Source organism: Streptomyces sp. NBC_01363, from assembly GCF_026340595.1.
Taxonomy (GTDB): Bacteria; Actinomycetota; Actinomycetes; order Streptomycetales; family Streptomycetaceae; genus Streptomyces.
Map to the genome: position 1 here is coordinate 3,494,563 of NZ_JAPEPF010000001.1, position 26,634 is coordinate 3,521,196.

Annotated in this window: 23 protein-coding genes; 6 read left to right on the top strand and 17 right to left on the bottom strand. The window is 71.8% G+C overall.

Features of this window, described 5'->3' with window-relative positions:
* The first annotated feature begins 35 nt into the window (after positions 1-35).
* Positions 36-503, top strand: coding sequence for an RDD family protein (locus tag OG611_RS16090; RefSeq protein WP_266420180.1), 468 nt, complete (start codon positions 36-38; stop codon positions 501-503).
* Between the two features lie 94 nt (positions 504-597).
* Here OG611_RS16090 and OG611_RS16095 read toward each other — a convergent pair whose 3' ends face one another.
* The 4 genes from OG611_RS16095 to lipB all read right to left on the bottom strand — a co-directional run bounded on the left by OG611_RS16095 (position 598) and on the right by lipB (position 3,777).
* A complete protein-coding gene (locus OG611_RS16095) occupies positions 598-1,305 on the bottom strand; it encodes a DUF4191 domain-containing protein (protein WP_266420183.1) in 708 nt (235 codons plus the stop codon).
* 19 nt (positions 1,306-1,324) lie between these two features.
* Entirely contained in the window at positions 1,325-1,525 is a 201-nt protein-coding gene (locus tag OG611_RS16100) for a hypothetical protein (RefSeq protein ID WP_266420185.1), read from the bottom strand.
* Positions 1,526-1,866: 341 nt separating this feature from the next.
* Positions 1,867-2,832 carry a lipoyl synthase gene (gene lipA, locus OG611_RS16105; protein WP_266420188.1) on the bottom strand — a complete coding sequence of 322 codons (966 nt, stop codon included), beginning with the start codon at positions 2,830-2,832 and terminating at the stop codon, positions 1,867-1,869.
* A 132-nt stretch (positions 2,833-2,964) separates the two neighbouring features.
* Complete coding sequence (gene lipB / locus OG611_RS16110) at positions 2,965-3,777, bottom strand: lipoyl(octanoyl) transferase LipB (RefSeq protein WP_266420190.1); 813 nt, start codon at positions 3,775-3,777, stop codon at positions 2,965-2,967.
* 263 nt (positions 3,778-4,040) lie between these two features.
* Between lipB and OG611_RS16115 the strand changes: the two genes are divergently transcribed.
* A complete protein-coding gene (locus OG611_RS16115; RefSeq protein WP_266420192.1) occupies positions 4,041-5,816 on the top strand; it encodes a regulator in 1,776 nt (591 codons plus the stop codon).
* Positions 5,817-5,856: 40 nt separating this feature from the next.
* Here the strand turns inward: OG611_RS16115 and OG611_RS16120 are convergent, their stop codons facing one another.
* Both OG611_RS16120 and OG611_RS16125 read right to left on the bottom strand, forming a co-directional pair.
* Complete coding sequence (locus OG611_RS16120) at positions 5,857-7,158, bottom strand: NAD(P)/FAD-dependent oxidoreductase (protein ID WP_266420195.1); 1,302 nt, start codon at positions 7,156-7,158, stop codon at positions 5,857-5,859.
* A gap of 227 nt (positions 7,159-7,385) precedes the next feature.
* On the bottom strand, positions 7,386-8,285 hold the full coding sequence (locus tag OG611_RS16125) for a TIGR01777 family oxidoreductase (protein WP_266420197.1): 900 nt from the start codon (positions 8,283-8,285) through the stop codon (positions 7,386-7,388).
* Positions 8,286-8,410: 125 nt separating this feature from the next.
* Between OG611_RS16125 and OG611_RS16130 the strand changes: the two genes are divergently transcribed.
* The gene (locus tag OG611_RS16130) at positions 8,411-8,938 is read left to right on the top strand and encodes a GNAT family N-acetyltransferase (protein WP_266420199.1); all 528 of its coding nucleotides are present in this window, start codon (positions 8,411-8,413) and stop codon (positions 8,936-8,938) included.
* Positions 8,939-8,987: 49 nt separating this feature from the next.
* Here the strand turns inward: OG611_RS16130 and OG611_RS16135 are convergent, their stop codons facing one another.
* Complete coding sequence (locus tag OG611_RS16135) at positions 8,988-9,623, bottom strand: TetR family transcriptional regulator (protein WP_266420202.1); 636 nt, start codon at positions 9,621-9,623, stop codon at positions 8,988-8,990.
* Between the two features lie 157 nt (positions 9,624-9,780).
* Between OG611_RS16135 and OG611_RS16140 the strand changes: the two genes are divergently transcribed.
* A complete protein-coding gene (locus tag OG611_RS16140; RefSeq protein WP_266420204.1) occupies positions 9,781-10,551 on the top strand; it encodes an SDR family NAD(P)-dependent oxidoreductase in 771 nt (256 codons plus the stop codon).
* Between the two features lie 22 nt (positions 10,552-10,573).
* Here OG611_RS16140 and OG611_RS16145 read toward each other — a convergent pair whose 3' ends face one another.
* The 7 genes from OG611_RS16145 to OG611_RS16175 all read right to left on the bottom strand — a co-directional run bounded on the left by OG611_RS16145 (position 10,574) and on the right by OG611_RS16175 (position 21,381).
* Positions 10,574-11,095 (bottom strand): DUF4240 domain-containing protein, encoded by a 522-nt coding sequence (locus OG611_RS16145; protein ID WP_266425928.1) that lies wholly within the window; start codon positions 11,093-11,095, stop codon positions 10,574-10,576.
* A gap of 61 nt (positions 11,096-11,156) precedes the next feature.
* On the bottom strand, positions 11,157-12,128 hold the full coding sequence (locus tag OG611_RS16150) for a YafY family protein (protein ID WP_266420205.1): 972 nt from the start codon (positions 12,126-12,128) through the stop codon (positions 11,157-11,159).
* 217 nt (positions 12,129-12,345) lie between these two features.
* A complete protein-coding gene (gene aceE, locus OG611_RS16155; protein WP_266420207.1) occupies positions 12,346-15,015 on the bottom strand; it encodes a pyruvate dehydrogenase (acetyl-transferring), homodimeric type in 2,670 nt (889 codons plus the stop codon).
* A 255-nt stretch (positions 15,016-15,270) separates the two neighbouring features.
* Positions 15,271-15,894, bottom strand: coding sequence for a GntR family transcriptional regulator (locus tag OG611_RS16160; protein WP_266420209.1), 624 nt, complete (start codon positions 15,892-15,894; stop codon positions 15,271-15,273).
* Positions 15,895-16,042: 148 nt separating this feature from the next.
* Entirely contained in the window at positions 16,043-17,881 is a 1,839-nt protein-coding gene (sucB, locus tag OG611_RS16165; RefSeq protein WP_266420211.1) for a 2-oxoglutarate dehydrogenase, E2 component, dihydrolipoamide succinyltransferase, read from the bottom strand.
* A gap of 62 nt (positions 17,882-17,943) precedes the next feature.
* Positions 17,944-19,332 carry a dihydrolipoyl dehydrogenase gene (gene lpdA / locus OG611_RS16170; protein ID WP_266420213.1) on the bottom strand — a complete coding sequence of 463 codons (1,389 nt, stop codon included), beginning with the start codon at positions 19,330-19,332 and terminating at the stop codon, positions 17,944-17,946.
* 492 nt (positions 19,333-19,824) lie between these two features.
* The gene (locus OG611_RS16175) at positions 19,825-21,381 is read right to left on the bottom strand and encodes a leucyl aminopeptidase (RefSeq protein ID WP_266420216.1); all 1,557 of its coding nucleotides are present in this window, start codon (positions 21,379-21,381) and stop codon (positions 19,825-19,827) included.
* A 258-nt stretch (positions 21,382-21,639) separates the two neighbouring features.
* Here OG611_RS16175 and OG611_RS16180 point away from each other — a divergent pair, with 258 nt between their 5' ends.
* Complete coding sequence (locus tag OG611_RS16180; protein ID WP_266420219.1) at positions 21,640-22,470, top strand: endo alpha-1,4 polygalactosaminidase; 831 nt, start codon at positions 21,640-21,642, stop codon at positions 22,468-22,470.
* Here the strand turns inward: OG611_RS16180 and OG611_RS16185 are convergent.
* Positions 22,467-23,261, bottom strand: coding sequence for an adenosylcobinamide-GDP ribazoletransferase (locus OG611_RS16185; protein ID WP_266420221.1), 795 nt, complete (start codon positions 23,259-23,261; stop codon positions 22,467-22,469). The genes OG611_RS16180 and OG611_RS16185 overlap by 4 nt on opposite strands.
* Before the next feature lie 88 nt (positions 23,262-23,349).
* Here OG611_RS16185 and OG611_RS16190 point away from each other — a divergent pair, with 88 nt between their 5' ends.
* The gene (locus OG611_RS16190) at positions 23,350-24,111 is read left to right on the top strand and encodes a hypothetical protein (protein ID WP_266420224.1); all 762 of its coding nucleotides are present in this window, start codon (positions 23,350-23,352) and stop codon (positions 24,109-24,111) included.
* Here OG611_RS16190 and OG611_RS16195 read toward each other — a convergent pair.
* Both OG611_RS16195 and OG611_RS16200 read right to left on the bottom strand, forming a co-directional pair.
* Positions 24,054-24,773 carry a hypothetical protein gene (locus tag OG611_RS16195; RefSeq protein WP_266420226.1) on the bottom strand — a complete coding sequence of 240 codons (720 nt, stop codon included), beginning with the start codon at positions 24,771-24,773 and terminating at the stop codon, positions 24,054-24,056. The genes OG611_RS16190 and OG611_RS16195 overlap by 58 nt on opposite strands.
* Positions 24,770-26,575, bottom strand: a complete 1,806-nt coding sequence (locus OG611_RS16200; protein WP_266420229.1) for a phosphatidylglycerol lysyltransferase domain-containing protein — start codon at positions 26,573-26,575, stop codon at positions 24,770-24,772. Before OG611_RS16200 ends, OG611_RS16195 begins: the two co-directional genes overlap by 4 nt.
* Positions 26,576-26,634: the final 59 nt, after the last annotated feature.

A 26,634-nucleotide genomic window follows, 5' to 3' on the forward strand; every position in this document is an offset into this window, starting at 1 on the left:
GCCGGGCGCTCGGGCGGGCGCAGTACCGTGTTCGGGTGGACAACAGGCAAGTAATCGGATCGTGGCTCTCCGGGCCGCGCGCGGCCGCCGAGGAGATGGGGGCCGATTTCGGCTACCGGGGCAAGCGGCTCGGCCTGCCCGAGCACGGGCCGGGTTCCGTGGCACCGCTGGGCCGGCGGTTCGGCGCGATCTTCATCGACTGGGCCCTGTGCCTGCTGATCGCATACGGGCTGTTCGCTCGCGGTGACCAGCAGGCGGCCGGGAACTGGGCACTGGGCATCTTCCTCGTACTGAGCGTGCTCACCGTCGGCACCATCGGCTGCACGCCGGGCAAGCGCATCCTGGGCATCAGGGTCGTCGCCGAGAGCGGTGGCCGGCTGACGTTCGGGCGGGTGATCGTCCGGAGCGTGCTGGTCTGCCTGGTGATCCCGGCCCTGGTCTGGGACCGTGACGGCCGCGGCCTGCACGACCGGCTGGCCCGCGCCGTCCAGGTCCGTATCTGAGGCGAAGAGGCGAAAAGACAGAAGACGCGAAAAGACAGAAGAGGCGGGGCGCGAACCGATCCGGTTCGCGCCCCGCCTCTTCGTACGTCCGACGTCAGCGCATCTTTCCGCCGCGCGGCATCCGCATGCCCTTCGGCATGGGGCCCTTGGGCAGCGGCATGTTGCTCATCAGGTCACCCATCGCGCGCAGCCGGTCGTTGGCGGCCGTCACCTGCGGGCCGGTGAGGACGCGCGGCAGCTTCAGCATCTTGGTGCGCACCTTCTTGAGCGGCACCTGGCCCTCGTCGTTGCCGACGATGATGTCGTGCACCGGTACGTCGACCAGGATGCGCGCCATCTTCTTCTTCTCGGCCGCGAGCAGCAGCTTCACCCGGTTCCCGTTGCCCTCGCCGACCAGCACGATGCCCGCCTTGCCCACGGCGCGGTGGACGACGTCCTGGCTGCGGTTCATCGCGACCGCGGGTGTCGTGGTCCAGCCCCGGCCCACACGGTCCAGCACCGCCGCCGCGGCGCCCGGCTGCCCCTCCATCTGCCCGAAGGCGGCACGCTCGGCACGCCGTCCGAAGACGATCGCCATCGCGAGGAGGGCCAGCACGAAGCCCAGGATGCCCAGATAGATCGGATGGCCGATCAGGAAGCCGACCCCGAGGAGGACACCGAAGGTGACAATTCCCACGCCCGCGACGACAAGACCGACCTTCGGGTCGGACCGCCTGGCCATCTTGTAGGTCAGGGCGATCTGCTTGAGTCGCCCCGCGTTCTCGGCGCTGTCCGCGCCTTCAGTGTTTGACTTCCTCGCCATGTACAGAAGTTTACGTGGCCTAGGAACGGTGGTCGGCCGCGGCCTCCAGTACGTACTCGGCCTCGACCCTGTCCTTGGCCCGGCGCCGGTCCTCCAGGACCGCGGTCCAGGCGTTGCGGCGGGCGGTGCGCTGGCCGCTGGCCAGGACCAGCGACTCGACGGCACGGAGAGCATCGGTGACGGAAGGGATGGCGGTGGCGCGTACCGGCACGGCCTGCATCGTGGAAATCTCCTCGGAGCGGATGTGCGGACTGAGTTGCGTGGACTCAGCTGCCCGGACCGAACTGCCCGGGACTGCGTTGCGCGAAGTGGATGGCGTGCGCTGCGATGCGGGAAGCAGGGGCGGCAGCGGCCCGAGCGGCTGCTGCCGGCCACCGCACCGTGTGCACCCAGCGTCACTGCTCGGTGTTACCAGCGCATGACCGGTCGGTCAAACACCAATGAAACCTTGATACGGGCGGCGCGCACGCCGACGCGGCCCATACGCGCCCCCGACCTGCGGGGAGCGTACGGGCCGCGTCGAATCAGTTATTACTGTGCGGTAGCTTCTTGTGCTCGGATTCACACGGTGGGCGCCGCGGCGGCGGCACCGCGACGCTCGATCGCCTGCTGGAAAAGACGGCCCGCGCGGTACGAGGAACGGACCAGCGGCCCGGACATCACGCCGGAGTAGCCGATCTCGTCGGCCTCCTCCTTCAGCTCCACGAACTCCTGCGGCTTCACCCAGCGCTCGACCGGGTGGTGACGCACGGAGGGCCGCAGGTACTGCGTGATCGTGATGAGCTCGCAACCCGCGTCGTACAGGTCCTGGAGCGCCTCGCTGACTTCCTCGCGGGTCTCGCCCATGCCGAGGATCAGGTTGGACTTGGTCACCAGACCGGCCTCGCGGGCCCGGGTGATGACCTCCAGGGAGCGTTCGTAACGGAAGCCGGGGCGGATCCGCTTGAAGATCCGCGGCACCGTCTCGACGTTGTGCGCGAGCACCTCGGGGCGCGAGGAGAAGACCTCGGCGAGCTGCTCGGGCTCCGCGTTGAAGTCGGGGATCAGCAGCTCGACCTTGGTGCGGCCGGCCTCCCGCTCCGCGGTCAGCGCGTGGATCTGGCGCACGGTCTCCGCGTACAGCCAGGAACCGCCGTCCTCCAGGTCGTCGCGCGCGACGCCGGTGATGGTGGCGTAGTTCAGGTCCATCGTGACGACGGACTCGCCGACACGGCGGGGCTCGTCCCGGTCCAGCGCCTGCGGCTTGCCCGTGTCGATCTGGCAGAAGTCGCAGCGCCGGGTGCATTGGTCACCACCGATGAGGAAGGTGGCCTCCCGGTCCTCCCAGCACTCGAAGATGTTGGGGCAGCCGGCCTCCTGGCACACCGTGTGCAGACCCTCGCTCTTCACGAGTTTCTGCAGCTGGTTGTACTCGGGGCCCATCTTCGCCCGGGTCTTGATCCACTCGGGCTTGCGCTCGATGGGGGTCTGGCTGTTCCGGACCTCGAGGCGCAGCATCTTGCGCCCGTCGGGTGCGACAGCGGACACTCCGGCACTCCCCTTTGCTTTCACTACATTGGATTCTTCGGCGAACACCAGGGTACGCCCGTGGTTCAAACGGCTTTACGTGTGGCCAACCTGTGGCCGGCAGGGCCTATTCCCGGAGGGGTGCTCCGAGCGTCATGCCGTGGCCACGGCATCCGTCGGGCGCTCGATGGCGCGCGGGGCGAGCTCGGCGTTCTCCAGGACGTCCCTGAGGTGCTTCTCGACGACCGGGAGCACGTCCGCGATGGTGATGTCGCGGCCGAGCTCGTACGCCAGCGAGGTGACGCCCGCGTCCCGGATGCCGCACGGCACGATCCGGTCGAACCAGGTGTTGTCCGGGTTCACGTTGAAGGAGAAGCCGTGCATGGTCACGCCCTTGGCCACCCGGATGCCGATCGCCGCCAGCTTGCGGTCCTCGCGGCGCTGGCCGGCGTTGGACGGGGCGTACTCGGGGCCGTTCAGCCGGGCGTCGAACTCCTCGTCGTGCAGCCTCGGGTCGAAGTCCAGGGAGAGTCCGCCGATCGCCGGGCGGTCCTCGACCGGGTCGCCGAGCACCCAGACGCCGCTGCGGCCCTCGACCCGGGTGGTCTCCACGCCGAACTCGGCGGCGGTACGGATCAGCGCGTCCTCCAGCCGGCGGACATGCGCGACGACGTCCACCGGGCGGGGCAGCTTCTGGATCGGGTAGCCGACCAGCTGCCCGGGGCCGTGCCAGGTGATCTTGCCGCCGCGGTCCACGTCGATGACGGGGGTGCCGTCCAGTGGGCGTTCGCTCTCGGTCGTGCGCCGCCCGGCCGTGTAGACGGGCGGGTGTTCCAGCAGCAGGCAGGTGTCCGGGACGGTGTCCTCGAATCTGGCCGCGTGCACCTCGCGCTGCTTCTGCCAGGCCTCCTGGTAGTCGACGGCTTCCTCGCCGAATCCCAGCCGGACGAACCGAAGCTCAGCCACGACAGATGCCTTCCTACTCGCGGTGCCGGTAGCCGGGGGGTGCCCGGAGCCGCGTCACCATGCACTGAATCACGCCCCGGGCCACTGTACGACCGGCCCCCGGACGGCGGCCCGGCAGGTCTTCCCGTCAGCGCCGCTTTCAATCCTCACACGATCGGATGAAAGTGAAGCGAAGGTGGCTGTGACCGCTGCGGAGGCCGCTAAATTCACGCCGTTCCATAAGGGCGCCCGCCCGGCCCCGAAGGCAGGAGACCGTACAGCTGATGTCGGAACGACCTCCGCAGCGCACCCCCAACCGCCGACTCGCCTCCCTCATCACCGAGGCCGGCTTCTCCAACGCCGGCCTCGCCCGCAGGGTGGACCAACTCGGCCTCGAACACGGCCTCGACCTGCGGTACGACAAGACCTCCGTGACCCGCTGGCTGCGCGGTCAGCAGCCCCGCGGCACCACCCCCGCGCTGATCGCCGAGGTCTTCACCCGGCGGCTCGGGCGCCGCCTCTCCGCGCAGGACCTGGGCCTCGACGCGTGCGCCCCGGTCTACGCGGGCCTGGAGTTCGCGGCCACGCCCGCGGAGGCGGTCGACATCGTCAGCGGGCTGTGGCGGAAGGACTCGGGCAGCCATGCGGAGCTGCGCAAGATCGCCTTCACCCCGGCCGGGCTCGTCGTCCCCAGCAGGGACTGGCTGATCGGACGGGCCGACGAGTGGGTGGGGCGGGGGAGCGAACCCTCACCCCAGGTGCGCGGCGGCACCGGTGGGGTCGGTGGCGGCCACGCGACCGGTGGGGCCCACGTGGCCGGAGGGATCGGCAGGCCCCTCGGAGGCGGTGGGACCGCCGGGGCCACGGGGACGGCGGGAGCCGCCGAGACCGGTGGTTCCGTGCGGCCCGGTGGCCCCGGTGGTCCCGGCGGGGCGCGCGGAGTGCCGGGAGCGCACGGCTTGTACGGGGCGCACGGCGGGACGGCGGCGTCGGGCGCCGGTGGCCGCGGGGTCCGTGGGCCCGTGCCCTCCCGGCCCTCCGGACCGCCCGCGCCACCGGGCTCGCCCGCACTCCCGCCGGCTCCGGCCCCGCCGGGAACAGGGTTGCCGGGCGCCCCCGGCGTCCCCCGGCAGCGGCAGACCGATCGCGGCCCCGGCCAGCGGGTCAGCGGCGGTGACGTCGCCGCCCTGCGCTCGGTCGGCGAGCTCTTCCGCACCCTCGACAACGCCTACGGCGGCGGCCACGCCCGCCAGGCCCTCGTCCGGTACCTGGAGCACGAGACGGAACCCATGCTCCGCGGGACGTACGGGGAGGCGACCGGCCGCCGGCTCTTCTCCGCCGCCGCCGACCTGACCCGGCTGGCGGGCTGGACCTCGTACGACATCGCGGCCCACGGCCTGGCCCAGCGGTACTTCGTCCAGGCGCTGCGGCTCGCCCAGGCCGCCGGGGACCGCGCGTACGGCAGCTACGTCCTGATCACCATGAGCCGGCAGGCGGTCTACCTAGGCCACGGCAGGGAAGCCGTACAGCTGGCCCGGGTGGCCCAGCAGGGCATCGGCTCGTCGGCACCGCCCGTCGTCCAGGCCCTGCTGCACGCCGTCGAGGCACGCGGTCACGGGGTGCTCGGCGAGGCCAGGCCCTGCACCACCTCGCTGGCGCGGGCGGAACGCGCGCTGGAGATCGCCCGGCACGGGGACGAGGTGCCGCACTGGGCGCGGTACTTCGACGAGGCACAGCTCGCCGACGAGTTCGGGCACTGCCACCGGGATCTGCAGCAGTACCGGGCCGCGGCGCAGCACGCGGAGCGCTCCCTCGAGCTGCGCTCCCCGGCGTACGCCCGCAGTCGGCTGTTCTGCCGGGTGGTGCTGGCATCCGCCCGGCTCGGGCTCGGCGAGCTCGACCAGGCGTGCCTGCTCGGCGCCGAGGCCGCCCAGCAGGCCGCGGAGATGCGGTCGGTGCGGGCGACGGAGTACGTCCGGGACTTCGAGCGGCGCCTGGAGCCGTACCGGGACGCCGCGGCGGTACGGGGCTACCGCGACCGGGTCGACGCCCTGGGGTGAGTCCGGGGCGCGGCCACCGGCGCCCCGGACGTCGCGAGCCCTACGCCGCCTCGGACAGCGCCGTCCCGCTCCCCGGCCGTACGCCCAGGTCGGTGAGGATCGCCTCGGCCGCGCGCCGGCCCGAGAACAGGGCGCCCTGCACCGTGCTCGTGTCGCGGTGGTCGCCGCACACGTAAAGACCGGCGAGCAGCCGCACCGGGCGGCGCGGATCGTGCGGGGCCGGCATCGCGGGGACCGCCTCGGGGTCGTGGTGGGAGGCCAGCAGCTCCCAGTCGTCGGTGGGGGTGCCGTACAGCGCGGCGAGATGGGCGCGGACCGTGCGGTCCAGGTCGGGCGGCGGGGTGCCGAGCACCGTCGAGCTGATCAGCGTACGGCCGCGCGGGGCGCGCGAAGGGTCGACCGCGCTCATCACCGCGGTGTGCGCGACCGGGCCCGACCGGTCGGCGTCCAGCAGCAGTGCGGCACCGGTCGGCGGGGGAACGGGGGCGGTGTGGTGAAGGACCGTCACGGCGTGGAAGGGCGGCACCCGCAGGCCGGGCAGCAGCTCGGCGGCGGCGCCCGCGCCGGTCGCCAGCAGCAGGGAACGGCAGCCCAGTTCGCCGTGCTCCTTGGTGCGGACCGAGGTGATGTCGGCAGCCGTGACATGCACACCTGTACGTACGGTGCCGGGCGGCAGCGCGGCGGCCAGGAGTTCGGGCAGGGTGCCCGAGCCGCCCGCGGGCACGCACAGCCTGCCGCGGGCGTAGCCGCGCAGGGCGAGGTCGGCGCACCGGCTGGACGTGCTGAGCCCGGGGTCGCTGAGCAGCGCGGAGAGCAGCGGGCGGAGGAAGCCGTTGACCGTACGGGAGGGCAGGCCGCGGTGGGACAGGGCGGCGAGCGCGGTCTGTTCGGGACGGGCCAGGATGCGGGCGGACGGGGTGGCGGCGAGCCGGGACAGGGCGGCGCCCAGCCGGGCCTGGTCGATCGGCCCGCCCATCGGTGGCCGGGGGGCGCTTGCGAGGGCGCGCGCTGCTTTGAATGCGCCCCGAGCGCCCCGTACATCGCCGGTGCGGTACTGACGCCCCTCGCTGTGGACGAGGACCCCCGGGGCGAAGTTGCGCAGCACCAGCCCTTCGAGGCCGGGCGTCGTGCGCAGCTCCGGGCAGGAGGTGCTGAGGAGCGGGCCGAGGTGGTCGAGCCGGAAGCCGTCCAGCTCCGCGGTGGTCATCCGGCCGCCGACCCGGGGGCCGGCCTCCAGGACACTGACGCTTACCCCTGCACTGGTCAATCGATGGGCTGCTGACAGACCGGCGATCCCGGCCCCGATGATGACGACGTCCGCGTGGTGTGCCGTGCTGAGCACGTGCCCCTCCCCGAGTCGGCGCGACTGCTGGGAGGCTCTTGCCCCCAACAGGCCCCCGGAATGCCCGAGTTCGCAAGGAGGCTAGGAGGGCGGCCGGCGAAGACGCAGTCGCGCGCACCCGGGGCACCGTTGCACGGGGTCGCATGTCCGTCCGATTTCGCGGAGGGTGCGCCGACCGGCGGCGCGCGGGAGGAGGTCCGGCGAGTGCCGGTGCTCTCGCGGCGCGCTCAGCGCAGTGCCGCGCGGATCGCCCCGTCGATTCCCGGGAAGGCGAACACGAAGCCCGAGTCCAGCAACCGTCCCGGCAGCACCCGCTGGCTGGCCAGCACATCCTCCGCGAAGTCCCCCAGGGCGATCCGCAGGGCCGGTGCCGGAGCCGTGAAGAGCGTGGGGCGGTGCAGCACCCGCCCCATCGCGGCCGTCACCTCGCTGTTGGTGACGGGGTCGGGTCCGGTCAGGTTCACCGGACCCGACAGCGACTCGGTGTCCAGGATGTGGCGCAGTGCCGCGACCTCGTCGTGCAGCGCGATGAAGCTCCAGTACTGGCGTCCGTTGCCCAGCCGGCCGCCGAGCCCCGCCCGGAACAGCGGGAAGAGCCGGCCCCAGGCGCCGCCCTCGCGGCCGACGACCAGACCGGTGCGCGCGTGCACCGTCCGTACGCCCGCCTCCTGGGCGGCTGCCGTGGCCGCCTCCCACGCCACGCAGACGGACGGCAGGAAGCCCTCGCCGGCCGGGGCGCTCTCGTCGACGGCGCGGTCCCCGGTGTCGCCGTAGTAGCCGATCGCCGATCCGGACAGCAGCACCTTCGGCGGTACGTCCAGCGAGGCGACGGCCTCGGCGATCGCCGCCGTCCCCAGCACCCGGCTGTCCCGGATCTCCCGCTTGTACGCCGCTGTCCAGCGGTGGTCACCGACCCCGGCCCCGGCGAGATGGACGACGGCGTCGCAGCCGACCAGGCCCGCCACGTCGACGTACCCCCGCCCGGGATCCCACTCCACTTCGTCGCCGGCCCGCGCGGGATGCCGTACGAGGCGCACCACCTCGTGCCCGTCGGCCCGGAGCGAACGCACCAGCGCCGCTCCGATGAGTCCGGATGCTCCGGTGACAGCGATACGGGAGGGCAGCATGGGTCCATCCTGCCCCAGTGGCCCGGCCGGGCCCATCTGCCGGGCCGACAGCCCTCGTGTCCTCGGTGCGCCGAGCGGCGAAATGCGGCTGACCGGGCGAGGGGTGCCGTGGCACAGTGACGCGCATGCCCGAGAACTCCACGCCCCCGTCCTGCTCCGTCCGTCCGGCCGCCCTCTCCGACGAAGCCGCTCTCGGTGAACTCGACCGCGCCACCTGGTCGACGCTGCACGCCGTGATGCCCAGGCCGCAGCCGCCGTACCCGCCGTTCTTCGACGAGCGCCACCGGCCCGAGGACCTCCTGGTGGCCGAGGCGCGGGACGACGCGGGCGAGCCGCGCCCGGCCGGATACATCAGGCTGATCCCTGCGACCCCGCTGGCCTGCAACGCCCACGTCCGGCAGATACAGGGCCTCGCCGTGGCCGGCTGGGCGCGCGGTCGCGGCGTCGCCAGGGCCCTGCTGCGGGCCGCCTTCGCGACCGCCCGCGGTGACGGGGCGAACCGGATGACCCTGCGGGTGCTCGGGCACAACGCGCCCGCGCGCGCCCTGTACGAGTCGGAGGGGTTCGTCGTCGAGGGCGTGCTGCCCGGTGAGTTCTTCCTGGACGGGCGTTACGTCGACGACGTACTCATGGGCCGCTCGCTCGCCCCGTGACCCCGGGGACTGTCCGGCGGATCGGTACGGACCGGCTCTCGCTCCCCGCTCAGCCCTTGAACAGCCGCATGCCGCCGATGAGTTCGTGCAGGCAGCGCACCGCCAGATCGGCGGGTGAGCCGGGCCCGGTCGGCGGCGCGTCCGTCGCCGCCCAGGCCTCCAGCGCGACACGTACCGCGTCCGTGGCGGCGGCCGCGGCGAGCCGGACCTCCAGCGGGTCCGCCCCGTCGCCCGCCAGCCGGGTCAGCACCGGCAGCAGCCGCTCCTCCGAATCCTGATTGACCCGGTACCAGACGGCACGCAGCGCCGCGTCGTCCGCCGCGGCCCGCAGCAGCCCGCGCGTCCAGCCGAGCTGCTCGGCGCCGTCCGCGCCCGGCGCCCGGAGCGCCTCGGTGACCGCCCGCTCCAGGATCCCGGCGAGCGGGTCCCCGGGCTCGGCCGCTTCCAGCAGTGCCCGCCAGCGCTCGGCGCCGCCGGAGAGCAGCGGACCCACCGCGTCCTGCTTGGAGCGGAAGTAGCGGTAGAAGGTGCGCAGTGCCACGCCCGCCCGGCCGGCGATGTCCTCCGCCGTGGTGCCGTCGGGGCCCCGCTCGGCGAAGAGCGAGGCCGCGGCGCGCGCGATGTCCAGCTGGGTCGCCGCCTTGCGGCGCTCGGTGAGGGACGGCTGAGTCGGCTCGGTGCTCATTCCCAGGAGATTACCCCGGCAGGGGAGAGGTGTGCGCGAAATGCCGTCATGGCAAAACGTGCCATCCAGGCGTACGGTGGACATCGATCGGGACGTCATCGGGGCGCCGCCGAAACGCTTCGGGACAGCAGTCGCCGGGATCGGGAGAGATACAGACATGAACCGCTACGAAGGCCGCCGCGCACTCGTCACCGGGGGCGGCTCCGGCATCGGGCAGGCCACCGTCCACCGCGTCCTCGCCGAGGGCGGCCACGTCGTCGCGGCCGACGTCAACGAGGCCGGACTGAAGGCCACCCACGACACGGCCGTGGCGAACGGCACCGCAGGGCGCCTCACCACCCTCGTCCTGGACATCTCGGACGAGGCCGCGGTCCGGGCGGGCGTGGCCTCCGCCGTGGAGACCCTCGGCGGGCTCGACGTCCTGGTCAACGCGGCCGGAATCCTGCGTTCCGAGCACACCCACAAGACATCGCTGGAGTTCTTCAACAAGATCATCGCGGTCAACCTCACGGGTACGTTCCTGATGATCCGCGAGGCGATACCGGCCCTGCTGGCGGGCGACGAGCCGGCCGTCGTGAACTTCTCCTCCACCTCGGCGAGCTTCGCGCACCCGTACATGTCGGCGTACGCGGCGAGCAAGGGCGGCATCCAGTCGATGACGCACGCGCTGGCGAGCGAGTACAGCAAGCAGGGGGTGCGGTTCGTCGCCGTCGCGCCCGGCTCGATCTCCTCCGACATGACCAGCGGCAACGGGCCGGGGCTGCCCGCCGACGCCGACATGTCGCTCTTCATGAAGCTGTCCCCGGCGCTCGGGGCGGGTTTCGCCAGCCCGGACACCGTCGCCGGCGTCGTCGCGATGCTCGGCTCCCGGGACGGGGCGTTCATCACCGGTACGGAGATCCGGATCGACGGCGGAACCCACTTCTGACGCGACGGCGCGGGAGGGCCCGTCAGCCCGGCCCGAACCGTTCCCAGAGCGAGGGGAAGCGCTCCGCCAGGGCCGCCTCGTCCTCGAAGCTCACGGGGGTGCCCTCGGGCTCGGCGGCCTGGGGCGGCAGGCCGAGGTCCGGGGCGACCACGCCGGTGAGCTGTTCGTACGCCTCGTCGGCCGCGTAGCCGAGATCCTCGGCGTCCCCGTCGATCTCCTCGTCGAAGTCGTCGAGGAGATCGGCGAGGCCGTCCGGGTCGTGCAGGGCGCCCTCGAAGATCTCCCGGCCCTGGCCGATCAGCCAGTAGCGGAAGAAGTCGAAGGCGTCGTCGCTCGCGCCACCGAGCAGCACGGCGGCGGCGCCCCACAGATCCCAGCGGTAGGCGCGGTTGAAACGGGCCTCGAAGTGCCTGGCGAAGTCCAGCACCGCATCCGGATCGAGCCGCACCAGCCGTTCGACGAGCAGGTCGGCCTGGTCCTCGGGGTCGCCCTCGGCGGCCGCGCGGGAGTTGTCGATGAGCTCCCAGAACTCCGTCTCGTCCATCACGGGTCAAGCATCGGCCCTGGCGACAGGCGACGCACGCGGACGCGGGGAAAAGAAACCCTCAGCGATAGAGCTCGCGCAGGCGTTCGGCGGCCGCGGCGAAACGGTCCCGCAGAGCGGTCGGCTCCAGGACCTCCGACTCCGGCCCCAGAGCCAGCAGTTGGCTGTAGGCGACCTCGTCGGACTCGACCGGCAGGGTGACCGTGAGCCACCCCTCGGCATCGGGCGGGCCGGCCGCCTCCAGGGCTTCGTGGACCGCCGAACGGTCCATGGTGTGCGGCAGTCGGCGTACACCCTCCGGCGACACCCGCACCGTCACCTCGGCCCGCAGGAGCGAACGGGCGAACTGGGCGGCCCGCTCGTCCCAGAAGCCCGGCAGATCGAACCGCTCGTCGCGCTCGAACCGCTCGTCGGACACCGTCACGGCCGAGAACCGATCGATCCGGTACACCCGGAAGTCGTCTCCCACCCGGGCGCAGACGTACCAGACCCCGGCCTTCAGGACGAGCCCGTGCGGTGCCATCTCCCGCTCCACATCGCCGTCCCGGCCGCCCCGGCGATAGCGGGCACGGACGATCCGGTCGTCCCAGACGGCCTCGGCGACGGCCGGCAGCAGCTCGGGGGTGACCGGTTCCTGGTACCAGCCGGGAGCATCCAGGTGGAAGCGCCGGCCGGCACTGTCGGAGGCGTCTCGCAGCGAGGGCAGCAGGGCCGCCGACACCTTGAGCCGGGCGGTGGACGCGGCGTCCTCCAGGCCCATCTCGCGCAGGGCGGACGGCAGTCCGGAGAGGAAGAGCGCCTCGGCCTCGTCACGGGCGAGGCCGGTGAGGCGGGTGCGGTAACCGCCGACCAGCCGGTAGCCCCCGGCCCGGCCCCGGTCCGCGTACACCGGGACACCCGCTTCCGAGAGCGCCTGCGCGTCCCGGGTCACGGTCCGCTCGGACACCTCCAGCTCCCGGGCGAGCTCGGCGGCGGTCATGGCGGGACGGGACTGCAGGAGCAGCACCATTCTGATGAGACGGGCAGCGCGCATGCGGCCATTGTGGCCGCGGTACGCGGTGCGTGTTCCACGGGCCCGGGGGCGGTGGCCTCAAGCGCCGGCCGGGCTCAGAAGATGTCCTCGATCGCCGACAGGCCTGATCTCGCCGGCTCCGGAGGCAGAACAAGCCCGTCCGGCGATCGAGGACAAAGCCTGCGCCGGACGGGCGGGACGGGGGCCGGGGCGGGCCCGGACCCCGTCTTCCGGGCCGTCAGAGCCCGTACCGCTCCCGGGCCTCCTTGACCGCGGAGGCGGTCACCTCGCCGCGGCGGGCCAGCTGGGCCAGGGCCGCGACCGTGACCGACTGCGCGTCGACGCCGAAGTGGCGGCGGGCCGCGTCGCGGGTGTCGGAGAGGCCGAAACCGTCCGTGCCGAGCGAGGACCAGTCCTGCTCCACCCACTGGCTGATCTGGTCCGGGACCTGACGCATCCAGTCGCTGACCGCGACGACCGGACCCGGTGCGCCCTCCAGAGCCTGGGTCACGTACGGCACCCGCTGCTCACCCCGGAGCAGCGCCTCGTCGCACTCCAGCGCCTCGCGGCGCAGCTCGCCCCAGGAGGTGGCGGACCAGACATCGGCCGTGACCCCCCAGTCCGCGGCCAGCAGCTCCTGCGCCTGAAGGGCCCAGTGGATCGCCGTACCGGAGGCCAGCAGCTGGACCCGCGGGGCGTCGGCCGAGGCCCCGGTGCCCTCCTTGAAGCGGTACAGGCCCTTGACGATGCCCTCCTCGACGCCCTCCGGCATCGCGGGCTGCGGCTTCGGCTCGTTGTAGACCGTCAGGTAGTAGAAGACGTTCTCGGCCTCGGGACCGTACATCCGCCGCAGACCGTCCTTGACGATCACCGCGATCTCGTACGCGAACGCCGGGTCGTAGTTGAGCGACGCCGGATTCGTGGACGCGATCAGGTGCGAGTGGCCGTCCGCGTGCTGGAGGCCCTCTCCGGTCAGCGTCGTACGGCCCGCCGTGGCACCGACGATGAAGCCCTTGCCCAGCTGGTCGGCGAGCTGCCAGAACTGGTCGCCGGTCCGCTGCCAGCCGAACATCGAGTAGAAGATGTAGAAGGGGATCATCGTCTCGCCGTGCGTCGCGTACGACGTCGAGGCGGCGATGAAGTCGGCCATGGCCCCGGCCTCGGTGATCCCCTCGTTGAGGATCTGGCCGTCCTTGGCCTCCTTGTAGTACATCAGCTGGTCGCGGTCGACCGGATCGTACGTCTGGCCCAGCGGCGAGTAGATACCGGCCGACGGGAACAGCGACTCCATACCGAAGGTACGGGCCTCGTCCGGGACGATCGGAACCCAGCGCCTGCCGGTCTCCTTGTCCCGCATCAGGTCCTTGACCAGGCGCACGAAGGCCATGGTGGTGGCCATCTCCTGCTTGCCGGAGCCCTTCTTCAGCGCGGCGAACGCGCGCTCCTCGGGCTGCGGCAGCGCCACGGCGTGCGTCCGGCGGGCCGGGGCGGGACCGCCGAGGGCGGCGCGGCGCTCCTGGAGGTAACGGACCTCGGGGGAGTCGGCGCCCGGGTGGCCGTAGGGCACCAGGCCGTCGACGAAGGCGCTGTCGGGGATCGGGAGTCCCAGCAGCTCGCGCATGTCCTTGAACTCGTCGACGGACAGCTTCTTCATCTGGTGGTTGGCGTTCTTGGACTCGAAGCCCTTGCCGAGCGTGAAGCCCTTCACCGTCTGGGCGAGGATCACGGTCGGCGCGCCCTTGTGCTCGACGGCGGCCCTGTACGCCGCGTACACCTTGCGGGCCTCGTGGCCGCCGCGCGAGGTGTAGAAGCACTCGGCGATCTTCGCGTCGGTGAGCAGCTTGGCCAGCTCGGCGAGCGCGGGCTCGGCGCCGAAGAAGTGCTCACGGATGTACGCGACGTCGCGGGTGGCGTACGTCTGGAACTGCGCGTCCGGGACCTCCCGGAGCCGGCGGACCAGCGCACCGGTGGTGTCCAGCTGGAACAGCTCGTCCCAGGCGTTGCCCCAGAGCGTCTTGACGACGTTCCAGCCGGCGCCGCGGAACGCGCCCTCCAGCTCCTGGACCACGCGGAAGTTGGCGCGGACCGGGCCGTCGAGGCGCTGCAGGTTGCAGTTGATGACGAAGGTCAGGTTGTCGAGCCGCTCACGGGCCGCGAGGGCGAGGGCGGCGGTCGACTCGGGCTCGTCCATCTCGCCGTCGCCGAGGAAGGCCCAGACGTGCGAGTTCGACGTGTCCTTGATGTTGCGGTTGGCGAGGTAGCGGTTGAAGCGCGCCTGGTAGATCGCCGAGAGCGGGCCGAGGCCCATCGATACGGTGGGGAACTCCCACAGCCAGGGCAGCCGCCGCGGGTGCGGGTAGGACGGCAGACCGTCGCCGCCCGCCTCCTGGCGGAAGTTGTCGAGCTGCTGCTCGCTCAGCCGGCCGTCGAGGAAGGCGCGGGCGTAGATGCCGGGGGAGGCGTGGCCCTGGATGTAGAGCTGGTCGCCGGAGCCGTCCCCCTCCTTGCCGCGGAAGAAGTGGTTGAAGCCGGTCTCGTACAGCCAGGCCGCCGAGGCGAAGGTGGCGATGTGGCCGCCGACGCCGAACCGGGCGCCGCGGGTGACCATCGCGGCCGCGTTCCAGCGGTTCCAGGCGGTGATCCTGGACTCCATCTCCAGATCGCCGTCGAACGCGGGCTCGGCGGCGGTCGGGATGGAGTTGACGTAATCGGTCTCCAGCAGCTTGGGCAGCGCGAGACCGGCGCCCTCGGCGTGCTCGAGCGAGCGGCGCATCAGGTACGCGGCGCGGTGCGGGCCCGCGGCCTTGGTGACGGCATCCAGGGAGGCCGCCCATTCGGCGGTCTCCTCGGGGTCACGGTCCGGGAGCTGGTCGAGCTCGCTCGGAAGCTTTCCTACGGGGTCGGTCATGATCGCCGCCTTCCGGAGTGGAGGGGGGTGGAGAAGGCCCTGACTGGCAGGACAGGGCGATGGGGCCGGTGGGCCCGCGAATGAACTGTAAGGCGCCGATCGATGATCGATCAAAGGATGAAGAGCAAAACTTCTCGATATGAAGAAAGTGGCATGCGGTGCCGCGAAACGGGGCACGGAGTGACGGGATTTAGCACCTAAAAGGGGCACCCGTCTGCACAGGCGAGCGCCCCTCGCGACAGATGCGTGCGGCTCTCAGGCGCGCGGCGCGCAGCCGAGCACATGTGCCTTGACCAGTACCCCGATGTCCGGGTCCTTGCGCAGGAACGCCTCGATGAGCGCCTCGTGCTCCTCGGCGTACGACTTCTGCACCGTGCCCAGCCACCGGATCGACAGGGCGGTGAACACCTCGATGCCCAGCCCCTCCCAGGTGTGCAGCAGCACCGCGTTCCCGGCGGCCCGCACCATCTCGCGGTGGAAGCCCACGGTGTGCCGTACCTGCGCCTCGCCGTCGGCCAGCCGGTCCGCCTCGTAGAGCGCCGTCACATGCGGTGTGAGGCGCGAGCAGTCCTCGCCGAGGGACGGGGCCGCCAGCTCCGCCGCGATCTGCTCCAGACCGGCCCGCACGGGGTAGCTCTCCTCCAGATCGGCGGCGGTGAGATTGCGGACCCGTACGCCCTTGTTGGGCGCCGACTCGATCAGCCGGAGCGTCTCCAGCTCCCGGAGCGCCTCGCGCACGGGCGTCTGGCTGACCTCCAGCTCGGTGGCGATCCGGCGCTCCACGATCCGCTCGCCGGGCTTCCAGCGCCCGCTGACGATCCCGTCCACGATGTGCTCGCGGATCTGTTCGCGCAGCGAGTGGACGACGGGCGGGGTCATGAGGGGCTCCTTCGGGGCAAACCGGTGCTTGTCCGCACCATCACGATTGCCGGGGCGACCGGTGGTGTCTAGACAATACGGCGGCGCCCCCGTCCGGAAGTGTTCCGGACGGGGGCGCCGCTGGTGAGGCTGGTTACAGCCGCGGTGCTCAGAGGCCGAGCTCGACCTCGAACTCACCGGCCTCCAGGATCGCCTTGACCGAGGTCAGGTAACGGGCGGCGTCCGCGCCGTCCACCAGACGGTGGTCGTAGGAGAGCGAGAGGTACGTCATGTCGCGCACCGCGATCGTCTCGCCGAGGTCCGGGTGGTCGATGACCACCGGGCGGCGGACCGTGGCACCGATGCCCAGGATGGCTGCCTGGTTCGGGGGCACGATGACGGTGTCGAACAGCGCACCGCGCGAGCCGGTGTTGCTGATGGTGAAGGTGGCACCGGACATGTCGTCCGGCGTCAGGCCGCCGCCGCGGGCCTTGCCGGCCAGCTCGGCGGTCTTCTTCGAGATACCGGCGATGTTCAGGTCGCCCGCACCCTTGATGACCGGGGTCATCAGACCCTTCTCGGCGTCCACGGCGATGCCGATGTTCTCCGAGTCGAAGTACGTGATGGTGCCCTCGTCCTCGTTGATCCGGGCGTTGACGACCGGGTGGGCCTTCAGCGCCTGGGCCGCCGCCTTCACGAAGAACGGCATCGGGGACAGCTTGACGCCCTCACGGGCGGCGAACGCGGCCTTCGCCTGATTGCGCAGCTTCATCAGCTTGGTGATGTCGACCTCGACGACCGAGGTCAGCTGGGCCTGCGAGTGCAGCGCCTTCATCATGTTGTCGCCGATGACCTTGCGCATGCGGGTCATCTTGACCGTCTGACCGCGCAGCGGGGATGCCTCCAGCTTCGGCGCCCTGGAGGCGGTCGGAGCAGCGGCGGCGGGGGCCGGGGCGGCAGCGGCGGCCTTGGCGGCCTCCGCGGCGGCGACGACGTCCTGCTTGCGGATGCGGCCACCGACGCCGCTGCCCTTGACCGCGCCCAGGTCGACGCCGTTCTCGGCGGCGAGCTTGCGGACCAGCGGTGTGACGTACGCGCCGTCGTCACCGGAGGGCGCGGCCGGGGCGACCGGGGTGACCGGAGCCGGGGCGGCGACCGGGGCCGGGGCCGGGGCGGCGACCGGCGCCGGGGCGGCGACCGGCGCCGGGGCGGCGACCGGCGCCGGAGCGGCCGGAGCGGCCGGGGCGGCGACCGGCGCCGGGGCGGCGGGCGCCACCGGGGCCGGAGCCGGAGCCGGGGCAGCCGGAGCCGGGGCAGCCGGAGCCGGGGCAGCCGGAGCCGGGGCGGCGGCGGGTGCCGGAGCGGCCGGGGCCGGAGCAGCGGCCGGAGCGGCACCGGCGGCACCGATGACGGCGAGCTTGGCGCCGACCTCTGCGGTCTCGTCCTCGGCGACGACGATCTCCAGCAGCACACCGGAAACCGGGGCCGGGATCTCGGTGTCGACCTTGTCCGTGGAGACCTCCAGGAGGGGCTCGTCCTCCGTGACCTCCTCGCCGACCTCCTTCAGCCAGCGGGTGACGGTGCCCTCGGTGACGCTCTCGCCGAGCGCCGGAAGGGTGACGTCGGTACCGACGGCGCCACCGGCCGGTGCGGCGGCCGGAGCCTCGGCCGCGGGGGCCGGAGCGGCGGCGGGGGCCTCGGCGACCGGCGCCGGGGCCGGGGCGGCCGCGGGCTCGGCGGCCGGAGCCGCGGCGGCCGCGGGGGCACCCGTGCCGTCGTCGATGACGGCCAGCTCGGCGCCGACCTCGACGGTCTCGTCCTCGGCGACCTTGATGGCGGCCAGGATGCCGGCCGCGGGGGCCGGGATCTCGGTGTCGACCTTGTCGGTCGAAACCTCGAGCAACGGCTCGTCGGCCTCGACGCGCTCGCCCTCGGCCTTCAGCCAGCGGGTGACAGTTCCCTCGGTGACGCTCTCGCCGAGCGCCGGAAGGGTTACGGAAACCGACATGGTTTCAGTTGCTCCTTACGAAAGTGCGGAAGTAGGTCGGTCGTCGCGCCCGGTCGACTGGATCAGTCGTGGGAGTGCAGGGGCTTGCCGGCCAGGGCCAGGTGGGCCTCGCCGAGCGCCTCGCTCTGGGTCGGGTGGGCGTGGATGAGCTGCGCGACCTCGGCGGGCAGCGCCTCCCAGTTGTAGATCAGCTGGGCTTCGCCGACCTGCTCGCCCATACGGTCACCGACCATGTGGACGCCGACCACGGCACCGTCCTTGACCTGGACGAGCTTGATCTCGCCCGCGGTCTTGAGGATCTTGCTCTTGCCGTTGCCCGCGAGGTTGTACTTCAGAGCGACGACCTTGTCCGCGCCGTAGAGCTCCTTGGCCTTGGCCTCGGTGATGCCGACGGAGGCGACCTCGGGGTGGCAGTACGTCACCCGCGGGACACCGTCGTAGTCGATCGGAACAGTCTTCAGACCGGCCAGCCGCTCCGCCACCAGGATGCCCTCGGCGAAGCCGACGTGCGCGAGCTGGAGCGTCGGGGCCAGGTCACCCACGGCCGAGATGGTGGGCACGTTGGTCTGCATGTACTCGTCGACGAGGACGTAGCCGCGGTCCATCGCGACGCCGGCCTCCTCGTAGCCCAGGCCCTGCGAGACCGGGCCGCGGCCGATGGCGACCAGCAGCACCTCGGCCTCGAAGGTCTTGCCGTCGGCGAGGGTCACGCGGACGCCGTCCTGCGTGTACTCGGCGCTCTGGAAGAACGTACCGAGGTTGAACTTGATGCCGCGCTTGCGGAAGGCGCGCTCAAGAAGCTTCGAGCTGTTCTCGTCCTCGACCGGGACGAGGTGCTTCAGGCCCTCGATGATCGTCACGTCGGTGCCGAAGGACGTCCACGCCGAGGCGAACTCGACGCCGATGACGCCGCCGCCCAGCACGATCGCGGACTTCGGGACGCGGTCCAGCTTCAGCGCGTGGTCCGACGAGATGATGCGGTTGCCGTCGATCTCCAGGCCCGGCAGCGACTTCGGCACGGAGCCGGTCGCGAGCAGCACGTGGCGGCCCTGGACGCGCTGGCCGTTCACATCCACCGAGGTGGGGGAGGAGAGCCGTCCCTCACCCTCGATGTAGGTGACCTTGCGCGAGGCGATGAGACCCTGCAGACCCTTGTACAGGCCCGAGATCACGTCGTCCTTGTACTTGTGGACGGCGTCGATGTCGATGCCCTCGAAGGTGGCCTTGACGCCGAACTGGCCGGCCTCGCGCGCCTGGTCGGCGATCTCACCCGCGTGCAGCAGGGCCTTCGTGGGGATACAGCCGTTGTGCAGGCAGGTGCCGCCGACCTTGCCCTTCTCGATCAGAGCGACGTCCAGGCCCAGCTGCGCTCCGCGCAGGGCCGCGGCGTAACCGCCGCTACCACCGCCGAGGATCACTAGGTCGAAAACGGTGCTGGCGTCGTTCGCCACGTCACGTCCTCCATGCATGTGCGCCGTACGCCGGGCCCCGTCGCTGGGGGATGACCGGCCGGTCGGCTGGTGTTCGGCCGCTTTTGTTATTCGGCCCTGTGGTGGGGGCCCTGTCCTGCCGAGAACCCATCTTCGCACTTGTCGACGGTGAGCGGGACGCGGGGCCCGGGTCTGAGACGGACGATCATCCGTCTCAGGGGGTTACCGCCGCGTAGACCCCTACTGATTTCGTCGAGAGCGAAACCGGCCGGATCCGTGCGGCGATGTCATCGGAGCAACACGTACGGCCCCGGGCCTATGCCCGGGGCCGTACGTCACGGTCGAGGCCTCAGAGCCTGTCGGGCGACCTCCGACCGGGCGGCCACGCCCTGGCACGCACGCTTCCCGCGTTGTCGTCGGTCGCCAACGCTCCGCGTCGACTCCCTCCTCCGCCTTGGAATCGCACGCACCGGACCGCGTCCGCTATCCGATCCGAGGTCACCCGACAGGCTCTCAGCCGAGGTCTCCGGCGGCGGTGCGCTCGGCCAGCTTCACCAGCGTGCGGACCGCGGAACCGGTGCCGCCCTTCGGCGTGTAGCCGTACGGTGCGCCCTCGTGGAAGGCCGGGCCGGCGATGTCCAGGTGCGCCCAGGCGATGCCCTCGCCCACGAACTCCTGCAGGAACAGACCGGCCACCAGGCCGCCGCCCATCCGCTCGCCCATGTTGGCGATGTCGGCGGTCGGGGAGTCCATGCCCTTGCGCAGGTCGGCGGGGAGCGGCATCGGCCAGGAGGCCTCGCCGACCTCCTCGGCGATCTCGTGGATGGAGGTACGGAAGGCGTCGTCGTTCGCCATGATGCCGAAGGTGCGGTTGCCCAGCGCCAGCACCATCGCGCCGGTCAGGGTCGCCACGTCGACGATCGCGTCCGGGTTCTCCTCGGAGGCGCGGGTCAGCGCGTCGGCGAGGACGAGCCGGCCCTCGGCGTCCGTGTTGAGGACCTCGACGGTCTTGCCGCTGTACATGCGCAGCACGTCACCGGGGCGGGTGGCGTTGCCCGACGGCATGTTCTCGGCGAGCGCCAGCCAGCCGGTGACGTTGACCTGGAGACCGAGGCGGGCGGCCGCGACGACGGTCGCGAACACGGCGGCGGCGCCGCTCATGTCGCACTTCATCGTCTCGTTGTGGCCGGCCGGCTTCAGCGAGATGCCGCCCGAGTCGTAGGTGATGCCCTTGCCGACCAGGGCCAGGGTCTTCTCCGCCTTCGGGTGCGTGTAGGCGAGCTTCACCAGACGCGGGCCGTGGGCCGAGCCCTGGCCGACGCCGAGCAGACCGCCGAAGCCGCCCTTGACGAGCGCCTTCTCGTCCAGGACCTGCACCTTGATGCCGTGCTCCTTGCCCGCGGTGGTGGCCACGGCGGCGAAGGACTCGGGGTACAGGTCGTTCGGCGGGGTGTTGATCAGGTCGCGGGCGCGGTTGATCTCCTCGGCCACCGCGACGGCGCGCTCGGCGGCCGCCTTGAACGCCTTGTCGCGCGGCTTGGCACCGAGCAGGGCGACCTCGCCGAGCGGGAGCTTCGCGCCGTTGCCGTTCTTCTTGCCCTTGGGGGCGAGCTTGTTCTCGCCGCCCTGGTACGCGGTGAAGGCGTACGCGCCCAGGAGCGCGCCCTCGGCGACCGCCTCGGCGTCCTCGGCGGACGCGAGGGGCAGCGCGAAGCCGGCCTTCTTCGAGCCGGTCAGGGCACGGGCGGCCGAGCCCGCGGCCCGGCGCAGCGCCTCGGTGTCGTACGCCTCGTCCTTCTCCGGGACGGAGCCGAGCCCGACCGCGATGACGACCGGGACCTTGAGGCCGTCGGGTGCGGGGAGCTTGGTCACCTCGCCCTCGGCACCCGCGGCGCCCAGGGCCTTCAGGACGGAGGCGAGCTTTCCGTCGAACGCCTTGTCCACGGCCTCGGCGCCCGGTGCGAGGACCAGGTCCCCGGACTTGGACCCAGCGCCCTTGGCGACGCCGACGACGAGTGCGTCGGCGCGCAGCGTCGCCGCACCGGCAGTGCTGAGAGTGAGAGCAGTCACGGTGGTGAAATCTCGCTTCCGTTGAGTTCGTTGTCGGTCGAGGGGTGGGCCGACCGTGCCCGGCGCATCGTAGACGCCGCCGCAATGCGCCGGGAATGAGCCTACGCGCGCCATTGCTGCGGGATCACGGCGGCGGGCCGTCCGTGGCCCGATGTGGAGCCCCGGCCGCGGTCCCGGGCGTCCGGTCCGGGGCCCGTGGAGCGGGAACCGGTCGTGGACGTAGGGTCGTTGGCGGTGCCGGAACGACAGGGGAGAACCATGCACGCCCGTGGGGCCGCACGTGGGACGGGAAGCGGCCGGTCGCTGCCCGCCGCCGTACTGATTCTGCTGACCCTGCTGACCGGCTGCACGTCGGCGCCGGAACCCTCCGGGAAGGGCCGCTGGCGGCCGGAGCCGGGCATCGGCTGGCAGTGGCAGCTCTCGGGCCGGCTGGACCCGACGGTGGACGTCCCGGTGTACGACATCGACGGCTTCGACCACCAGGCCTCGGCGGTCGACGATCTGCACCGCCGGGGCCGCAAGGTGATCTGCTACCTCTCCACCGGCGCCTGGGAGGACTTCCGCCCGGACGCCGGGAAGTTCCCCGCGTCGGTACGGGGCAAGGGCAACGGCTGGGAGGGGGAGTACTGGCTCGACATCCGTCGCACGGACGTCCTCGAACCGCTGATGGAGCGGCGGATCGAGATGTGCGCGGAGAAGGGCTTCGACGCGGTGGAGCCCGACAACATGGACGGCTACCGCAACCGCACCGGCTTCCCGCTGACCGCCGCCGACCAGTTGCGCTACAACCGGCTCATCGCCCGGATCGCCCACCGCCACGGGCTCGCCGTCGGCCTGAAGAACGACCTCGGGCAGATCCCGGAGCTGGAGCCGGACTTCGACTTCGCGGTCAACGAGCAGTGCGCGCAGTACGAGGAGTGCGGGAAGCTCACCCCGTTCGTGAAGGCGGGCAAGGCCGTCTTCCACGTCGAGTACGAGCTGCCCGTCAGCCGGTTCTGCGCCGGGTCGCGGCGGCTGGGGCTCAGCTCGCTGCTGAAGAAGTACGAACTGGGCGTGTGGCGCCAGGAGTGCCCGAAGGCCCGCGCCTAGAGGACCGGCGCCTGACCGAACGTCAGGACCACCAGGGCCGTCGTCGCCGCGGTCTCCGCCAGCGCGCCGAAGACATCGCCCGTCACCCCGCCGAAGCGCCGCACGCAGTGCCGCAGCAGGAGCTGGGCGACACCGAGCGCGGCCACCGCGGCCAGCGCGTGGCGCAGCGCCCCGTAGCCGCCGAGGAGCGCACCCGCCCCCGCGCAGCCCGCGACCACCACGGCCCCGACCGCCACCGCGCCCCGGACCGTGACCGTGCCCGCCACCGCAGCGCCCAGCCCCTCCGGGCGGGCCGGCGGTACGCCCCGGCGGGAAGCCAGGGTGAGCGCGAGCCGGGCGGTGACCGCGGCGACGGCCGCCCCCACCGCGCCGTACGCCCAGCCCTGCCCGTACAGCTGATGGAGCGCCGCGACCTGGGCCAGCAGCACGAACAGCAGGGTGATCACACCGAATGGCCCAATGTCCGACTGCTTCATGATCCGCAGGGCGTCGTCGGCGGGCTTGCCGCTGCCCAGGCCGTCGGCGGTGTCCGCGAGACCGTCCAGATGCAGACCCCGGGTCAGCACGGCGGGAACGGCGGCCGAGGCGACCGCGGCGAGCAGCGGCCCCGAGCCGAGCAGCAGCAACAGGCCGCCGGGCACCGCCGCGAGCAGGCCCACGACGAGGCCGGCGAGCGGTGCGCACAGCATCCCGGCGCGGGCGGTCTCGCGGTCCCAGCGGGTGACGCGGACGGGGAACACGGTCAGGGTGCCGAAGGCGAAACGGATGCCGTGGCTGTTCAGGGAGGTCACGGCGCGCAGGCTAATCGGTACGCCCGGCGGATAGATTGCTCGGAACGCAACAGACCATGACAGAAGCGGCTTATCGGGAGTGGGTGGCATGGGTCACTGGTTCGATCAGAACATCGTCGAGCCGGGAAAGCTGCCGCTGCTCCTCGCCCTGGCCGCCTTCGTGCTCACCTTCGCGATCACCCGGGTCATCACCCGGATGATCCGGGCGGGCAAGGGCCCGTTCCGCAACATCACACCCGGCGGAATGCACATCCACCACGTGGTCCCCGGCGTCGTGCTGAGCGTCGTCGGCGGCTTCGGCGCGGTCGCCAGCGGACGGCAGGGCGTCACCGCGGGGATCTGCGCCGTGGTCTTCGGCACGGGCGCGGGGCTGGTACTGGACGAATTCGCCCTGATCCTCCATCTCGACGACGTGTACTGGACCGAGCAGGGCCGCCAGAGCGTGGAGGTGGTGGTCCTCACCGCGGCGCTGGTGCTGCTGGTGCTGGCCGGATTCTCACCGCTCGGCGTGAACGAGCTGAGCAGCGACGAGCAGCAGGGCAGACTCGGCGTGATCCTGACCCTGGTCGTCAACTTCTGCTTCGTGCTGATCGCCCTCTTCAAGGGCAAGGCGCGGCTCGCGGTCGTCGGCACGCTCGTCCCGTTCGTCGCGCTGATCGGGGCGATCCGGCTGGCCCGGCCGACGTCGATGTGGGCGAAGCGCTTCTATCGCAACCGTCACCGGGCCCGCGCCCGGTCGCTGCTGCGCGCCTACCACCACGATGTGCGCTGGGCGGGCCCGCGGCGCAGATTTCAGGATCTGATCGGCGGCGCACCGGACCGGGTGCCGCTCCCCGGACGCAAGACCTGAACCTGGCGTTGGTGTCGACGGGTCGTGCGGACGCACAGCACGAGGATCGCGCCGATCGCCACCAGATGCTCCTTGCCCGCCAGATTGTTCTTCAGGACCACCTCGACCACCATCGCCGCGATCACCAGCGCCCCGGTGAAGCGGGCCCGGTAGACGTAGCAGACATAGACGGCGAGGCCGACCACCGCCGCGGACGGGCCGGTGTCGACGACCCGGGCGTCCGAGACCGGCAGTCCGAACAGCACGTCCGGGCCGAGCGCGACACCGATCCGCGCGTACAGCGTCCCGGCCAGCGTCGCCACGTACGCGATCAGTAGCGTGCGCCACCGGCCCAGGCAGATCTCGGCGGTCCCGAACACCATCAGGATCTGCACCAGCGCTCCCCAGACCGGCAGATCCAGTGCCGGCACGAACAGCGACAACGGCGTACGCAGCAGGGCCGCCCATAACGGGTCCTCGGCCCGCACCGCCCCGAGGCCGTGCACCACCCCGAAGCCCCACGACTGGTTCTGCACCACCTGGAGCAGCGCCGTCAGGCAGACCGCGGCGACCGTCATCGGAATCGCCCGCAGCCGTGCGACGGCGAGCATTCCGCGTACGGTCCTCAGCAGCGGACCCCACTCGTGGCGAGCTGCCCCGCACAGCGCGCGCACGGGTCTCATCCATCGGTCCCGAGGTGCGAGCGGTGCAGCCACTTGGGCAGACCGGGCGCCTCCAGGAACCCTTCGGCGCGACCCGCCGCGACGCCGATGCGCAGCAGGTCCGAGCTCTTCTCGAACAGCATGAAACGTGGCTCCCAGATCGGTCGGTACTTCGCGTTGGCGCGGTACAGCGATTCGATCTGCCACCAGCGCGAGAAGAAACTGAGCATCGAACGCCACAGCCTCAGCACCGGTCCGGCACCGAGTCGCGAACCCCGCTCGAAGACGGACCTGAACATCGCGAAGTTCAGTGAGACCTGGGTGATCCCGATCTCCTCGGCGCGCTGGAGGAGCTCGATGACCATGAACTCCATCAGCCCGTTCTCGGCGTCCCGGTCACGGCGCATCAGGTCCAGCGAGAGGCCGTTCGGCCCCCACGGGACGAAGCTCAGTACGGCGCGCAACTCGCCCCGCGCGCCGCCCTCCTCGGTCGGGGCGTCACGGCATTCGAGCATCACGCACTGCCCGTCGGCCGGATCACCGAGCCGGCCGAGCGCCATCGAGAAGCCGCGTTCGGTCGCCCCGTCGCGCCAGTCGTCGGCGCGCCGCACCAGTTCGGCCATCTCCTCCTCGGGGATGTCCGCATGGCGGCGGACGGTCACGTCGTACCCGGCGCGCCCGACCCGGTTGTACGCCTGGCGGACGGTCCGCATCGCCCGCCCCTCCAGGGTGAACTCGGCGGTCTCCACGATCGCTTCGTCGCCCAGCTCCAGGGCGTCCAGGCCGTGCCGCGCGTAGACGGTGCCGCCCTCCTCGCTCACCCCCATCACCGCCGGGATCCAGCCGTGCTCGCGGGCCTCGACCAGCCACGGATCGATCGCCCCGGGCCAGGCCTCCGGGTCACCGATGGGGTCACCGGAGGCGAGCGAGACCCCACCCACCACCCGGTAGGTGACGGCGGCCTTCCCGGTGGGGGACCAGATGACGCTCTTCTCCCGGCGGAGCGAGAAGTAGCCGAGCGAGTCGCGTTCGCCGTGCTTCTCCAGCAGCGCCCGGAGCCGGGCCTCGTCCTCGGGAGTGATCGGGTCGACGGCCCGGCGGGCCCGGAACGCCGCGTACACGACGGCGATCAGCAGCAGCGTGGAGAGCACGTTGATGGTGACGTTGACCCAGCCCGGGGTGGTGATCCCGGGGAAGGTGGCGTCGTTGTCGGCGACCGAGACCAGCCTCAGCGCCCCGTAGCGCCAGCGGTCCAGGAAGGGCGCGCGGTAGCCGTGGGGTGCGGTGTTGGTGAGGGTGACCAGGCCCGCGGCGATCAGCGAGGTGACCAGCAGCCCGCCGACCGCGACGACGGCGGCCAGCTTCGGGTTGGACCGGTCACCCTTCGCGTAGAACTCGCGCCGCCCGAGGATCAGGGCCAGGACGAAGGCGGCGGTCAGCGCAAGCGAGATCCAGTTCTGCGGATACCGCCGGACCTCCGGGAACCCGATCACCAGGGCGAAGAGCAGCAGCAGCAAGCCGCTCACCACCATGTTCACGATCCAGGCGGCCCGCTTGCGGCGGCGCATGGTGACTGCCAGGAAGAGCGCGACCACCCCGGAGGAGAAGCCCGCGGTGAGCAGATAGGGAGTGAAGTAGTTCTCGGTGTTGTGGCGGCGCAGATCATTGCCGAGAGTGACCCAGACGGCGCTCAGGAAATTGATGAACGACACGACGCGCAGGTACCAGATGGCGGATGCCGCGCTGCGCCGTGACCGGACGGTGCTCGGTGACCGGACGCTGTCCCGCCCGGATTCCTCGGTGGACAATCGGACCTCTCCCATGAAAAGCGATCATATGGTGCATCGCACTGCATGAGGGACTGCGCTGCGGCCGGTGTTCA

Bases quoted from the DNA above. Each gene is read 5' to 3' on its own strand.
- OG611_RS16125 (WP_266420197.1), bottom strand. From the start codon at position 8,285: ATGCTGCCCTCCCGTATCGCTGTCACCGGAGCATCCGGACTCATCGGA.
- OG611_RS16150 (WP_266420205.1), bottom strand. From the start codon at position 12,128: ATGCGCGCTGCCCGTCTCATCAGAATGGTGCTGCTCCTGCAGTCCCGT.
- sucB (WP_266420211.1), bottom strand. From the start codon at position 17,881: ATGTCGGTTTCCGTAACCCTTCCGGCGCTCGGCGAGAGCGTCACCGAG.
- OG611_RS16195 (WP_266420226.1), bottom strand. From the start codon at position 24,773: ATGAGACCCGTGCGCGCGCTGTGCGGGGCAGCTCGCCACGAGTGGGGT.
- OG611_RS16100 (WP_266420185.1), bottom strand. From the start codon at position 1,525: ATGCAGGCCGTGCCGGTACGCGCCACCGCCATCCCTTCCGTCACCGAT.
- OG611_RS16160 (WP_266420209.1), bottom strand. From the start codon at position 15,894: ATGACCCCGCCCGTCGTCCACTCGCTGCGCGAACAGATCCGCGAGCAC.
- OG611_RS16095 (WP_266420183.1), bottom strand. From the start codon at position 1,305: ATGGCGAGGAAGTCAAACACTGAAGGCGCGGACAGCGCCGAGAACGCG.
- OG611_RS16130 (WP_266420199.1), top strand. From the start codon at position 8,411: ATGCCCGAGAACTCCACGCCCCCGTCCTGCTCCGTCCGTCCGGCCGCC.
- OG611_RS16190 (WP_266420224.1), top strand. From the start codon at position 23,350: ATGGGTCACTGGTTCGATCAGAACATCGTCGAGCCGGGAAAGCTGCCG.
- OG611_RS16180 (WP_266420219.1), top strand. From the start codon at position 21,640: ATGCACGCCCGTGGGGCCGCACGTGGGACGGGAAGCGGCCGGTCGCTG.
- OG611_RS16200 (WP_266420229.1), bottom strand. From the start codon at position 26,575: ATGGGAGAGGTCCGATTGTCCACCGAGGAATCCGGGCGGGACAGCGTC.
- OG611_RS16115 (WP_266420192.1), top strand. From the start codon at position 4,041: ATGTCGGAACGACCTCCGCAGCGCACCCCCAACCGCCGACTCGCCTCC.
- OG611_RS16145 (WP_266425928.1), bottom strand. From the start codon at position 11,095: ATGGACGAGACGGAGTTCTGGGAGCTCATCGACAACTCCCGCGCGGCC.
- aceE (WP_266420207.1), bottom strand. From the start codon at position 15,015: ATGACCGACCCCGTAGGAAAGCTTCCGAGCGAGCTCGACCAGCTCCCG.
- OG611_RS16140 (WP_266420204.1), top strand. From the start codon at position 9,781: ATGAACCGCTACGAAGGCCGCCGCGCACTCGTCACCGGGGGCGGCTCC.
- OG611_RS16135 (WP_266420202.1), bottom strand. From the start codon at position 9,623: ATGAGCACCGAGCCGACTCAGCCGTCCCTCACCGAGCGCCGCAAGGCG.